Source organism: Sutcliffiella halmapala, assembly GCF_002019665.1.
In the GTDB taxonomy this organism is placed as follows: Bacteria; Bacillota; Bacilli; order Bacillales; family Bacillaceae_I; genus Sutcliffiella_A; species Sutcliffiella_A halmapala.
The window spans coordinates 3933032-3945733 of sequence record NZ_KV917375.1; the positions used below are offsets into that span (position 1 = coordinate 3933032).

Consider the following 12702-nt stretch of genomic DNA (forward strand, 5'->3'; position numbering starts at 1 on the left):
CTTTTTTGGCGTTTAGAGGGCACGATTACCTCTCGATCGTTCCCTCTTTTTTCTTTTTTAGCGTTTAGAGGGCACGATTACGCCTCGATCGTTCCCTCTATTTTCTTTTTTAGCGTTTAGAGGGTACGATTACGCCTTGATCGTTCCCTCTATTTTCTCTTTAGACGTTTGGAGGGTACGATTACGAATTACTCGTTTCTTCAACATCTCTAAACACCCCTCCCCCATACTTTTCGACCCAAGCCTCGTTTCTCTTTCCCCGTAAAAGCCGTGGAAATCGGAGCCACCGGTTTGGACAAGGTTGTATTTTTTTGCGAGATTGCTCGCTTTTCTTTCTTCTGCCTCTTGGTGTAGTGGATGTTTTACTTCAATTCCTTCTAAGCCTACTTCCACCCAGTCTTGGACTGCTTCAAAATTATTAAATTGACCTGGATGAGCTAATACTGGGACTCCCCCAGCTGCTCGAATCGCTTTTATTGCATCAAAGACATCGATATATTCAATCGCTTCAAACGCGATACCTTTTGGCTCTGTCTCACTTCCTCTTGAAAACAGCTTTTTGTACAAATCGCCATAAATTCGGTCGGTGTAGCCTTTTTCCAAAAGAGCGTGCATAATATGCTGCTTGTAGACTCCTGTTCCGCCTTGAGCAAATTGTTCCACTTCATCCCACGTAATCTCGTAGCCGGCTGACATGATTTTTATGACCATATTGATGGAAGCTTGCTGCCTTCGCTCAATCATTGGTTGACATAGTTGGTAAATGGCTTGATGCCCAGGTGTCACAAAATAGCCTAATATATGGGCACGCGTTTGTCTCTTGTAATCATAAGCAGAGATTTCAATTCCTGGGATGATTTCTATCCCCAGCTTCTTCCCCAGTAACATAGCATAATCTAACCCAAGCGTCGTATCATGATCCGTGATTGCTAAGTGTGTAACACCATTCACTTTTGCTAAAGTAATGACTTCTTCGATTGTAAAAGAATTATCGGATATCTTCGTATGACAATGTAAATCAATCATTTTTTTATCAACTCCATCATGAAACTGACTCCATGCCTTTTAAAATCTAATGCATCATAAAAAGCATGAGCATCTTCTCTTTTTTCATTACTTGATAACATTAGCTTGTAGCAGTTATTTTCTGTCGCTATTTCAGCTGCCATATCCATCATTTGTTTTCCGATTCCCATCCTTTTAAAGCTAGGATGGACAACTACATTTTCGACAATAGCAAATTTCAATCCACCGTGTCCAAAATTATCACAAATGATTAAAGTAAACGTCGCTGCGATTTGCTTGTCCACTTCTAGTACAAATATTTTATAAAAAGGATAGACTTTAATTTGTTCGAATAATTGCTCGGCTTCGTTTATTGAAAACACCATTTCACGATCAAGCTCTTTAAGAAGCTCTAAATAAATCGTTAGCTCTTGTTTCCTTAACTCCCGAATGAACATATTTTCTCCTTAAATAGAAAGATTTGCTTTCTCATATAAATTTCCATCCTGTAAATGGTACTCACGGTCAACCACTGTCTCCATAAAGTCGATATCATGGAAGATTCCAATCATACTCGTACCATTTTCTTTTAATTCTACAATCATCTCTTTTACCGCTTCCTTAGATGAATGATCAAGTGAAGCTGTCGGTTCATCGAGCAAAAGTAGCTTAGGGCGTTTAATCATCGCTTGCGCTAAATTTAAACGAAGCTTTTCTCCACCACTAAATGTCCTCGGAAAGGATGTCCAAAGTTTTTCTGGCAGCTTAAAATGATGCAAGATCTTTTTAGCTTGTTCAACTGCTTCTTGATCTTCAACACCCATTTCAAATAATGCTTCCGCAACTACATCAATAGCAGTTACTCGTGGCATCACATTTAAAAATTGCGAGACATACCCAATCTCTTTATTCCGAATGGCAAGCATTTCTCTCTCCGTTGCTTGAATTAAATCAATCAGCCCGAATTGCTCAGAGTGATACATCATTTTCCCACCTGTTGGCAAATAGGTTCGGTAAATGCTTTTTAAGATTGTTGACTTACCAGCGCCACTCTTCCCAGTAATTCCGATAAATTCTCCTGGATTTAATGAAAAGCTAATCCCCTTACAACCTACGATTTGTTTTTCATTAAAGTGATGCATCATAAATGATTTTTCTAGATTTTCCACCATAAGAAGTTCATTCATTTTTTTCACCTCTCCTAATAAACTTCACTAAAAATTGATGTCTGTTGATAGTTCATCTGGCAAACCTGTTGACCATTTACAAAGACGGTTTCAAGAATTGGACGCTTCTCTTCTTCAGATATAATTAATAAATCTGCCCTCTTCCCTACCTCAATGGAGCCTACCTCACCTTCAATTTTTAACGCTTTAGCCGGATTGATGGTAACCATGTTAATCGCTTCGTTCATCGCCATTCCATGGTTGTATAATTTAAACACTGTATACAATAAGGACGATGGATAATAATCTGAACACAATATATCAACTAGACCGTGTTCTATTGCTTCCATTGCTGATAAATTATTGCTATGAGATTTTCCTAGTAGCGCATTCGGTGCTCCCATGACAACGAACAAGCCCATTTCTTTTGCTTTTTGAGCAACCTCTAGATTAATTGGAAATTCACTAATCGTCGTATTCCACTCTTTTACAACTTGTAGCTTTTCAACAGTATCATCGTCGTGGGAAGCAATTGGAACATTGAGTTCAAATGCTTGTTGCGCTAGTGCTCGAATATCGGATTCTCCTAATTTCGTTAATGTTTTACTCTCTTCAATAAACGATACAGCTTGGTCTTCTGTGTAATGTCGGTGTTGCATGAGGAGCTTTTTATGGACCTCCATATCACGAAACTGTCCTTGACCTGGTGTGTGATCCATAAAAGAAAGCTGGTCAATATCCTTGGATGAAAGGAGCTGGTGTACATCCGTTATGGCACTCAAGTTAGTAATCTCATAACGAAGATGAGTTTTGTGACGAATGAGATGCTGTCCCTTTGATAATTTTTTTATATTTTTGATGGCAGTTAAGACATTAGCATTTCTTCTGGTCCACTTATTAGCGTTTTCTTCCAATAGAGACAAAGAATGATAGATTGTTGTAATTCCTTCTCCCACCAACTTTTTTTCCAATTCATAAAACGATACTTCAATCGGAAAGGTACTGCTTGGTCGCGGTTCTAATTCCATTTCAATCGCATCACTGTGAGAGTCAACAAACCCTGGGATAATCCATTTTCCTGAAGCATCGATATCATCTGGGCCGATATCATGTGGGGTAAAATCTTCAATTTTTACGATGCAATCGTCCTCAATAGTTACCGTTCCGTTTGTAATTACACGGTCTGGCTTGACAATCTTCCCATTAAAAAGCTTTCTACGTTTCATCACTTTCTCCACCTCTTCCTATTTTTTATAAGGCTACTCTGAAAATATAAGATGACTCCTTTAAACGCCCTGTAGATTTCCGTGCCAGGCGTCCGCTTTCCGCGGGCGGCCTCGGGAGTCTCACGCCTTGCACTACAATCTACAGGGGAGTCGGGGATACTTGACGCTCCACTTATTCATCATCCATGGTGCGAATTTTGTTTGTACGGAGCGTCGCTTCTCCTTAGAGAATTAAGGAAACTTTTGAGAGTCAAAAGTTTTAAGATAGGCTTATAATAAAGAATGCACTAGCTGTTGGGTATATGGGTGTTGTGGGTCTTCTAGTATTTGATCTGTTAATCCGTGCTCCACAACCTTTCCGTATCTCATTACCATTGTTCGGTCTGCTAGCATTCGAATGACGCCTAAATCGTGGGAGACAACAATCATTGCGACATTCAATTCACGTTGGATTTTTCTAATTAAATCGAGTACTCGCGCTTGTACGGATAAGTCGAGTCCTGTAGTTACTTCGTCTAGTAATAGTAATGGTGGGTTATTCGCTAAGGCTTTGGAGATTTGTACTCGTTGCTGCATTCCACCACTGAAATTTTTCGGTAATTCGTCCATCCGTGTTAGTGGGATTTCTACATGATCAAGAAGCTCACCAGCACGCATACGAATACTTCCGACATGCAATGATCCAGAAGCAATTAATTTTTCAGCAATGTTTCCTCCGCTTGAAAAAGACATCCTTAAACCGAGTAACGGATTTTGATACACCATGCCAAGTAAGTGATTGCGAATATATCGTTTCTGCTGAGCTGATTCTGTAAAAATATTAACATCGCCGTTTTTATAAACAGAAATCATTGCTGAGCCAGATGTAATCTCGTCATCAAAATATAAGCTCTTCATAAGTGAACTTTTACCTGACCCACTTTCCCCAACGATCCCTATAATTTCTCCTTTATAAAGCTCCATATTGACGTTAATGCACGCCCAAACACTGCCACAATTAGGACAACGATTATCCTCTCCTGCTAGACTTTCAGGAGTTTCACACTGCGAACATCCCTCACCATAACGCTTATTTAAGTTTTGAACCTTTAAAATCGGCTCGAGTTCTTGATCGTGACATACCATATTCATACTAAGCTCCCCCTTTCCCGTTGACTTTTTTCACAATAGCCGGTATCCGAACATTGATGAAATTTTGTTCCTGTTTCACTATCATAGATTTCATCCAAATACGTATCATCACTACCACATAAACGACAAGACAATCCTTCAAAACTTTCCACTTCAAAAGGGTAATCCTCAAATTGTAAAGGAACGACATCTGTATAAGGTGGAATTGCATAGATTTTCTTTTCTCTTCCAGCTCCAAAAAGATACAAGCCCTCTGCTTGATGAAGCTTTGATAAATCATAGCGGGGAACAGGACTTGGGTTAAAGATATATCTACCGTTTACTTGACTTGGATAGTCTGCCCCAATGGTGATTTTTCCCCAGTGAACAATGTCCTCATAAAGCCGTAACCAAATGCTGCTATAATCCATTTCTGCGTGCAGGCGCTTCGTCTGCTTTTCCATGGCCTCTACTCTCCGAAGTGGCTCAGGTAATGGAACTTGAAGCACGAGAATTTGATCTTTTCTTAAAGGGGTTTCAGGAATTCGGTGACGAGTCTGGATAATCGTCGCCTCTTCTGAGTCATTGGTTGTTTCAATTCCTGTACAGTTTTGAACTAACTTCTTGATACTCACCGCATTGACACTGTCATCGTAACCTTGATCAATAACCTTTAAGCAGTCCGTTTCACCAATGAGAGATAGCGTTACTTGCAATCCACCTGTTCCCCAGCCTCTTCCGATTGGCATTTCCCGTGAAGCAAATGGCACTTGATACCCTGGAATAGCAACTGCCTTCAAAGTAGAACGACGTATTTCTCTTTTAGAACCCTCATCTAAGAAAGCATAATTATATGGATATTCGATCGAAAGCACATACATCAACCCTTTCTGTTCATTGATTAGACATAACTAAAAGTAGTAGCTGTCCTTGGCCCTGTTTGTTTTTCCTGTTTTGCTTCTTCTTGTGTTTTTCGAATCCGGTCTAACATAGATTGGAAGGTAATGTAGTGTGGTAATTTCAAATGAGAGACGAAGCCATGTGCTTCCACACTGTCAATGTGCAATAATACGAATTCTTCATCTTGAGTTGGTGCCATTCCTTCCGTTTCTAAGCTTCTCTCTAAGATGGACATAGAAATGGCTTTGACTTCGTTTTGTCCAAAGGTCAGTCCATACCCGAGTGTGAACTTAGCTTCGCCTTCATTATTTTGCGTAAAGGAATTAATTGTTTCTACTTCCGTTAGCATGATTTCTCCGATATAAATTGTGTCCTCATCATCACCAGCAAAAGGATAGGATATATAAACATCGCTGTATCCTACACGTAGTTCTCCGATCGTGGGGTGAACGGCCCCGTAACCCCGCATACTACTATAAGCGAGTGATGTCATCACTCCGGTTTCTCCTCTTGCTAGAACTTGCAATCTAGCAGAACGTGAAGCTGGGAAAATCAGCTTATCACGTGTAATATCCACAGGTTCTACTTCTTCTTCTGAACCATTTGCGAGTAACCCCTGCTCCTTCAAAAGCTCCGCGACTTTTGGAAAGATCAATTCTCTTTCATCCACTTCTATTTCCAGTTCAAATTCTTCTAGGAATCTAGCAATGGCTTCGCTACCTTCTTCTTTTAGATCAAAGCGTAGTAATCGATGTGTATAATCATAAGTGGGACCTAGTATTTGCCCATTAGGGATATCTTTAAAAGAAGAGGAGATCCTTCTTATGACACGCATCTCACTAGGCTCCACTACCGTTGAGTAATAATTTCTTGGTAATGTGGACCGATATGCTCGAAGTAAGAATGCTGCTTCTGCTGGATCTCCTTCTGATTGTTTTAAAGCTAAAGCAGCATAATCTGGAGCATAAAGCCCACCTTCTCCCATGACCCGATCAATTAATAAACGCATTTGCCTTTTTATTTGCTCTATGTGGAGCTCTTCTGAAGATCCTTTTAATCGATACCATTGAACAAGTTCATTTGCTTTTTCAATGGCCTGCTCACCACCAGTAACCGCTACATAACCCATTAATATCACTCACTTTCTATTAAAGTCGTTCTTGGAATTGCCATGATATCCCCTGCTTCTGTTACGAAAATGAAATCAACACCTAGTGGAAATTCCTTATTGATTTTTTTCCGCTCACTAAGCCATGCATTTGACATTCCTTCTATATTTATTGTCATTTTTTCCGCAATACCTGGTCCTTGGAACGTCAGTGAATTTCCGTTATCATTCGTAATAGTAGAAAGATTTTTTACGAGAATAATAATAGTTGCACTCAAATGTGGATCCTCTAGAGTGCCAATTTTCACTTGCTTCATCAATGGAGAGATTTCAGCATCCATTAATTCTTCTGGGATAAAAATGAAGTCTGCCATAGAGATAGGCGCCTCTACCCCAAACGTTTTCCATTTCAAATATTGCATGACTTCCTCACTTTGAGGACCAACCACTTTAAACGATACTTCTTGGTCAACTAATGCAAGGACAATTCCTTCAAGAACGGGTGAAAAGAGCTTATGTTTAGTTAAGTCCTCTACAGAAGAAGAAATGTTTTCGATTTTACCAGGTCGCGCCATACAATCAAGCAATTTCCGATAGATTACTTGTGTTTCTTTTACGATATCAAACGAATCTACATTAGCTTTTGTCATTGTAATCCTCCATCGTATCGAAATGTACTTGGGACTGAGCGACTAAGGCTGCTTCCTTCAAATGCTTGTTGCGAATAGCTTGTTCCTCATACTCCATCGTAGGAATTAATTCAGTAATTACGGATAACCCAGCATTAAAGGCTGCATCTACAACAGCTATATAATAGGAACGTTCTGGCTCCTCCCCTTTAACTACTCCCATTCCAAATTTTCCTTCGATGGATACAGTACATTCCGTCACGAGAATTTCTCCCATATAAAAGGGTTGCTCCGATACGGAATCACGAGCTTGGACCATCACTAAGCCAGTCGTTGGCTTTCGTTCTATTTGAACCGTTGCAACTTTCTCTACCTCAGAAGCTAGGTATTGGAGTACGCTAGGTTCACCTTCAACAAGAATTTTTGTTAATCTCGATTTTTTCATTCCTTATCAACCTCCTAATATAAAATCGGAAACGCTCCATTTCTTAAAACTCTATTAAACACTTATGCATATCTCCTCTAACTCGAGCAATACTGTATTCCAAAGGAAGCCCAGATGGATGATTCATTAAGCTTTCAATATGCAGAATGGGAATATTCTCTGGTAACTCTAATAAATCTGCATCGTTTAAAGAAGGTAAACTCGCTTGAAAAATAGATTTCGAACGAAACGGTTGTAATTGATAGTGATCCATTAAAATTTCATATAAACTAACAAACTGATTCAAATAGTTTTCTAACAAAGGAACATCTTGTTCTGGCATGATCGTTGTTGTGATGGAAAATGGCTTCTGATCAATGGATCGCAAAATTTCCAAGCGATAAACGAGATCCGTCTCACGTAATCCTAATTTTTCCTGTTCCTCTTTTTTCGCCGCTCCCTTCTCCCAATGAAGAAGTTTACTACTGTATTCCAATCCTTGTTTTTTCATGTTGTCAGTAAATCTCGTCTTATTGGATAGAACATAAACAATAGGCGCAGGAATTGGATTAACAAAACATCCTTTCCCATGAATGGGTGTGATCCACCCTAAATTAGTCAGTCTAGCAATTGCTTGCCTTACGATATTCCGATTGACAGTAAACTGACTGCACAGCTCATTTTCAGATGGGATTTTCTGATTTACAGCAAATTGATCAGAACGAATGTTTCTTATTAAATAATCTGCAATTTCCAAGTGGCGCAAAGATTCATCACGAGAACGTTTCATAAAACATCTCCTTTTAAAAACTGTGATACTAAAAATCTAACTTATCAACAAGTACAGGTGGTTAAGGCCGTGTAAATATAGTTATAAAAATTGTAAAAAAGTAAATTTTCAATTAATTAATCCTTTAAAAATCCCCGAACAACTTTACACTCTTAATAATATTTTTCGAAAATTCTTATACTTAATGCTGTAAGCACACATTTCTTAATTGCATTAGCCTTTTATTATCTAGCAAGTTAGTAAATGTCTTATTCATAATTCCGATTTTCTTTAACAAATTTTTACACAATTATCGTTTTCACTTAAGACTATGTTAAAAGAGCTTGGCTATAATGAGACTCGTTGGTCAAGTTACTTCATTAGGAGGTTTTAGCATAAATCATACGGATCATTCGAAGCGTCCTTAAGAGTTTAGTAGAATCGGTCATTATGTTTGTTTATGCCTTTGACTATCGAAACCTACAAAGATTTTCTAAAAAGGAGAGGAGTATTTAAATGAAGAAAGCATTAGTCTTATTTTTCACAATTACGCTTGTTACCATTCTAGCTGCATGTAACTCTTCAAGTAACTCAAGTTCTTCTAGTAATAACAGTTCTACTACTGAAGATCCAGGTACAAAAATCGCATCACAAGAGGAATCTAAAGATACATTAACAATTGTTTGGTACCCAAATGAATCAGGTGCAGATTTAAAGGATGCTCGTGACGAAATTGGACGAGAAATCGAAAAAGCAACAGGGGCAAAAGTTGAGCATCAAACAACAACTGACTACCTTATTGCAATTGAGACACTTGTTAACGGTAATGCTGATTTAGCTTTTATGGGAGCTCAAGGTTACATAGAAGCAAATGCCAAAAACAATAACATCCAGCCTCTAGTCGTACCAAGTGGAGTCTCTGGCACATTAGATGATGCAGTCTACTATTCTTGGTTAGCAGTTAAAAAAGGTAATGAAGACGAATATATGAACGGTTCTGAGTTTTCGATTGATAACATTGCTGGCAAAAGATTCTCATTTGTATCCAACAGTTCCACGTCAGGATTTAAAGTTCCATCTAACGGGATTGTTACTCATTTTAACAATATTGCTGAATACAAAGATTTAACAGCTGATGATTTACTAGAAGGTGGTAGTAACCAATTCTTTAGTGATGTGCTTTATGGTGGATCACACCAAGGTACAGCGGTAAACCTCTTAACAGACAGAGCAGATGTTGCTTCCTTCTGTGACACTTGTGTAAATAACTATATTGAATTTGTAAGTGGGGAAGAAAATCGTCCTGGTGCGGTATATAAAGTGGCAGAGGGTGCTGCTGAGCCATTTAACACAATGCCTGGAGAAGAGTTTGTCTTAATTTCCGTAACACCGGTATTAAATGCTCCTTTCGTTGTTAATCAAGATACTATGAGTACGGAATTAATCGACAAAATCCGTACTGCTTTCACTTCAGACGAGATGGCTCATAACGAGAAATTATTCGTTCCAGCAGATTCTGAATACAAAGGTTTATTCACCAAAAGTGCTGACGAGCGTTTCGTAGAAGTAGAAGATGCTTGGTTCAATCCAATTCGTGAACTATCTCGATAACAAAAGGATAATACTATAAGGCTCTTTTCGTAAAAATTGTAACTATTTGAAGATATTTATACCGCTGAGTGGATTGGAGCGAAAGGTACTCGACTCCTGCAGGACATAGAGGGAAGTGCGAGACCCCGCAGGCAAAGCCGAGGGAGGCTCGTACCCTCCCTGCGGAAAGCGAGTACCTGTAGCGGAAAGGAAAGGAACGGACAATCTTTCTTTTCTTATCTCGCGAAAAAGCCACAAAGTATACAAAAACAGCCTTTTATAAAAAGGAGTTAACTCATATGACAACGTTACTAGAATTAAAAAGCGTATCGAAGCATTATGGAAAAGATACTCTAGCGTTATCAGATGTTAACTTCTCTGTTAAAGAAGGAGAGTTTGTTTCCGTAATCGGACCATCTGGGGCTGGGAAATCAACTCTTCTTCGTTGCATTAATCGCATGATTGATGCAAGTGACGGAGAAATCATCTTTGATAATGTGGATATTATGAAATTCAACAAAAGAGAACTTCGCAAGCTACGAACGAGTATAGGGATGGTTTTCCAACACTATAATTTAGTTACTCGCTTAAGTGTTATCGAAAACGTTCTTCACGGTCGTCTTGGATATAAATCTACCTTTGCTGGTGTTTTAGGTTTATATAGTGAAGAAGAAAAACGGCAAACGATCCAAATGCTTGGACTACTCGGCCTAGAAGAACAGGTGTATAAACGATGCGATCAATTAAGTGGTGGGCAAAAACAACGGGTTGGTATTGCAAGGGCACTCGTTCAAAACCCCAAAATGCTATTATGTGATGAACCAATCGCCTCTCTTGATCCAAATGCATCGAAGGTTATTATGGATTACTTAAAAGAAATCTCTACTTCAATGGGAATTACGGTCATCGTCAATTTACACCAAGTCGATGTCGCTCTTAATTACTCAGATCGGATTATCGGAGTTAGTAAGGGAAGTATTGTCTATAACGGGTCACCTAAGGATATTACAAATGAAGAAATCCATCACATTTACGGTTCTGAAGCTGGTGACTTAATCCTTGACATTGGAGGAAGAAATGCAGGATAAATATTTTGCTAAAAAACGCTTTCGATCATCTATTATCCTTTTTATCATTGTAGCTATCACTTATGGAGCGATTCTCTTAACAGAGTTCAGTTTTATGAAAGGATTTTCGTCTATTCCAAAAGCTATTGAATGGGCGTTTACAAACTTTCTACCGAATGTCCAATCATTAGAGCGTCTCCCGAGTATACTAGATAAATTAGTAGAAACGGTGCTTGTTTCTATTGCCGCCACGACCATCGCTGCAATTTGTGCGCTCATGTTTGCCATTATGGGATCTAACACGACAAAAATAAATAATTTCATGTCGACAATTGCGCGTGGATTCGCTACTTTATTCCGTAATATTGATATTGCTGCTTGGTCATTGATTTTGTTATTCTCATTCGGCCAAAGCTCATTAACCGGCTTTTTTGCCCTCTTCTTTGTATCGTTTGGTTTTCTAACTCGTGCTTTTATTGAAGTGATTGATGAAGCAAGTAATAGCTCGGTTGAAGCTCTTCAAGCAACTGGTGCAACTTATTTAACAATTATTTTTCAATCTGTTGTTCCCTCAAGTATTGCCCAGATGATTAGTTGGGTGCTGTTCGTCGTCGAAACAAATATACGGAGTGCGACTTTAATCGGAATACTAACCGGCACTGGTATTGGTTTTGCTTTTGACCTATATTACAAAAGCATGAATTACAATGCGGCAAGCTTAGTCGTTCTTGTGATTGTAGTGACCATCCTTCTTATTGAATTCATTTCCAACTACGTCAGGAGGGTGATTCTGTAAATGGGAATCGAAAGATTAAATCCAAAACCTAATCATAGCAATGTAATTCAAGAATATCTTGATAAACCAATTAAAGTTAAACCAATCAACAAAACAAGAATTGTCATTCAATGTACACTGTATAGTTTACTTTTTTTAACTATATATGGATTTTTCAGCTTTGATTATAAAAACCTCAATGTATTTGAAGCAATCGTTTCAACACTCGTTAACTTTAAAACAATGTTTACTGAACCGCATTTTAATCACTTTACATTTGGTGAAGCTTTAAAAGCAGTATCCATCACACTTAGTCTCGCTATTTTAACAACGATTTTTGGAGCAATCATTGCTTTATTCCTTGCCCTATTAGCAGCTCAAAATTTATCGAATAAGTACATTTCAAATGCGATTAAAGGATTTGTTGCCATTGTTCGGGCTGTTCCAACTGTTCTTTGGGTATTAATATTTGCCATTGCAGCTGGGCTTGGTAGTGTTGCTGCTGTTATCGGAATGACCTTTCACTCTGTTAGTTACTTAGTAAAAGCCTACTCCGAATCGTTTGAAGAATTAGATCAAGGAGTTATCGAAGCGCTAAAAGGTAGCGGGGCTAACTGGTGGCAAATTGTCTTCCAAGCAGTGATTCCGTCCTCGATTACTTACCTAATCTCTTGGACGTTCTTACGTTTTGAAATCAACTTCGGTGTTGCTATTGCAATGGGGGCTGCAGCTGGTGCTGGTGGTATCGGTTTTGACATGTTCATGGCAAGTGCCTTCTATTATGATATTCGTGAAATTGGGACGATAACGTATTTTATTTTAATTGTAGCCATCTTACTTGAAGTTCTTGCTACGAGAATTAAATCTCGCTTTCGGGTGAAAGTCTAATAAAGGTTAAAGAGTAATACTCATAACCATATACCCGGATGTGAT

14 protein-coding genes are annotated in these 12702 nt (G+C 38.7%); 4 read left to right on the forward strand and 10 right to left on the reverse strand.

All coding sequences use genetic code 11. The annotated features are described in order from the left end of the window. Positions 1 to 129: 129 nt before the first annotated feature. The 10 genes from BK580_RS19375 to BK580_RS19420 form a co-directional block, all read right to left on the reverse strand. Positions 130 to 1026 (reverse strand): PHP domain-containing protein, encoded by an 897-nt coding sequence (locus BK580_RS19375; RefSeq protein ID WP_078381919.1) that lies wholly within the window; start codon positions 1024 to 1026, stop codon positions 130 to 132. Then, positions 1023 to 1463, reverse strand: a complete 441-nt coding sequence (locus tag BK580_RS19380; RefSeq protein ID WP_078381920.1) for a GNAT family N-acetyltransferase — start codon at positions 1461 to 1463, stop codon at positions 1023 to 1025. Before BK580_RS19380 ends, BK580_RS19375 begins: the two co-directional genes overlap by 4 nt. 9 nt (positions 1464 to 1472) lie before the next feature. Continuing rightward, positions 1473 to 2192, reverse strand: a complete 720-nt coding sequence (gene phnL / locus BK580_RS19385) for a phosphonate C-P lyase system protein PhnL (RefSeq protein WP_078381921.1) — start codon at positions 2190 to 2192, stop codon at positions 1473 to 1475. Positions 2193 to 2206: 14 nt separating this feature from the next. After that, entirely contained in the window at positions 2207 to 3397 is a 1191-nt protein-coding gene (locus BK580_RS19390; RefSeq protein ID WP_078381922.1) for an alpha-D-ribose 1-methylphosphonate 5-triphosphate diphosphatase, read from the reverse strand. Between the two features lie 270 nt (positions 3398 to 3667). Then, complete coding sequence (locus BK580_RS19395) at positions 3668 to 4528, reverse strand: ATP-binding cassette domain-containing protein (RefSeq protein ID WP_235864074.1); 861 nt, start codon at positions 4526 to 4528, stop codon at positions 3668 to 3670. Next, complete coding sequence (locus BK580_RS19400; protein WP_235864140.1) at positions 4525 to 5373, reverse strand: alpha-D-ribose 1-methylphosphonate 5-phosphate C-P-lyase PhnJ; 849 nt, start codon at positions 5371 to 5373, stop codon at positions 4525 to 4527. Before BK580_RS19400 ends, BK580_RS19395 begins: the two co-directional genes overlap by 4 nt. Before the next feature lie 35 nt (positions 5374 to 5408). Next, complete coding sequence (locus tag BK580_RS19405) at positions 5409 to 6536, reverse strand: carbon-phosphorus lyase complex subunit PhnI (RefSeq protein ID WP_078381924.1); 1128 nt, start codon at positions 6534 to 6536, stop codon at positions 5409 to 5411. A 5-nt stretch (positions 6537 to 6541) separates the two neighbouring features. Beyond that, positions 6542 to 7165 (reverse strand): phosphonate C-P lyase system protein PhnH, encoded by a 624-nt coding sequence (gene phnH, locus BK580_RS19410; RefSeq protein ID WP_078381925.1) that lies wholly within the window; start codon positions 7163 to 7165, stop codon positions 6542 to 6544. Continuing rightward, entirely contained in the window at positions 7152 to 7589 is a 438-nt protein-coding gene (gene phnG, locus BK580_RS19415) for a phosphonate C-P lyase system protein PhnG (protein ID WP_078381926.1), read from the reverse strand. The genes phnH and phnG overlap by 14 nt, the downstream gene beginning before the upstream one ends. Before the next feature lie 43 nt (positions 7590 to 7632). Then, positions 7633 to 8358 (reverse strand): GntR family transcriptional regulator, encoded by a 726-nt coding sequence (locus BK580_RS19420; RefSeq protein ID WP_078381927.1) that lies wholly within the window; start codon positions 8356 to 8358, stop codon positions 7633 to 7635. Between the two features lie 495 nt (positions 8359 to 8853). Here BK580_RS19420 and BK580_RS19425 point away from each other — a divergent pair, with 495 nt between their 5' ends. From BK580_RS19425 to BK580_RS19440, 4 genes are all read left to right on the forward strand, one after another. Next, positions 8854 to 9948 carry a PhnD/SsuA/transferrin family substrate-binding protein gene (locus tag BK580_RS19425; protein WP_078381928.1) on the forward strand — a complete coding sequence of 365 codons (1095 nt, stop codon included), beginning with the start codon at positions 8854 to 8856 and terminating at the stop codon, positions 9946 to 9948. Positions 9949 to 10226: 278 nt separating this feature from the next. After that, positions 10227 to 11015, forward strand: a complete 789-nt coding sequence (gene phnC, locus BK580_RS19430; protein WP_078381929.1) for a phosphonate ABC transporter ATP-binding protein — start codon at positions 10227 to 10229, stop codon at positions 11013 to 11015. Beyond that, positions 11005 to 11790 (forward strand): ABC transporter permease subunit, encoded by a 786-nt coding sequence (locus tag BK580_RS19435; protein WP_078381930.1) that lies wholly within the window; start codon positions 11005 to 11007, stop codon positions 11788 to 11790. The genes phnC and BK580_RS19435 overlap by 11 nt, the downstream gene beginning before the upstream one ends. Then, positions 11791 to 12657 carry a PhnE/PtxC family ABC transporter permease gene (locus BK580_RS19440; protein WP_078381931.1) on the forward strand — a complete coding sequence of 289 codons (867 nt, stop codon included), beginning with the start codon at positions 11791 to 11793 and terminating at the stop codon, positions 12655 to 12657. It begins immediately after the preceding gene. Positions 12658 to 12702 lie beyond the last annotated feature (45 nt).

Excerpts from the sequence above, each read along its gene's own strand:
- BK580_RS19375 (WP_078381919.1), bottom strand. The coding sequence starts at position 1,026 with ATGATTGATTTACATTGTCATACGAAGATATCCGATAATTCTTTTACA.
- BK580_RS19380 (WP_078381920.1), bottom strand. The coding sequence starts at position 1,463 with ATGTTCATTCGGGAGTTAAGGAAACAAGAGCTAACGATTTATTTAGAG.
- phnL (WP_078381921.1), bottom strand. The coding sequence starts at position 2,192 with ATGAATGAACTTCTTATGGTGGAAAATCTAGAAAAATCATTTATGATG.
- BK580_RS19390 (WP_078381922.1), bottom strand. The coding sequence starts at position 3,397 with ATGAAACGTAGAAAGCTTTTTAATGGGAAGATTGTCAAGCCAGACCGT.
- BK580_RS19395 (WP_235864074.1), bottom strand. The coding sequence starts at position 4,528 with ATGAATATGGTATGTCACGATCAAGAACTCGAGCCGATTTTAAAGGTT.
- BK580_RS19405 (WP_078381924.1), bottom strand. The coding sequence starts at position 6,536 with ATGGGTTATGTAGCGGTTACTGGTGGTGAGCAGGCCATTGAAAAAGCA.
- phnH (WP_078381925.1), bottom strand. The coding sequence starts at position 7,165 with ATGACAAAAGCTAATGTAGATTCGTTTGATATCGTAAAAGAAACACAA.
- phnG (WP_078381926.1), bottom strand. The coding sequence starts at position 7,589 with ATGAAAAAATCGAGATTAACAAAAATTCTTGTTGAAGGTGAACCTAGC.
- BK580_RS19420 (WP_078381927.1), bottom strand. The coding sequence starts at position 8,358 with ATGAAACGTTCTCGTGATGAATCTTTGCGCCACTTGGAAATTGCAGAT.
- BK580_RS19425 (WP_078381928.1), top strand. The coding sequence starts at position 8,854 with ATGAAGAAAGCATTAGTCTTATTTTTCACAATTACGCTTGTTACCATT.
- phnC (WP_078381929.1), top strand. The coding sequence starts at position 10,227 with ATGACAACGTTACTAGAATTAAAAAGCGTATCGAAGCATTATGGAAAA.
- BK580_RS19435 (WP_078381930.1), top strand. The coding sequence starts at position 11,005 with ATGCAGGATAAATATTTTGCTAAAAAACGCTTTCGATCATCTATTATC.
- BK580_RS19440 (WP_078381931.1), top strand. The coding sequence starts at position 11,791 with ATGGGAATCGAAAGATTAAATCCAAAACCTAATCATAGCAATGTAATT.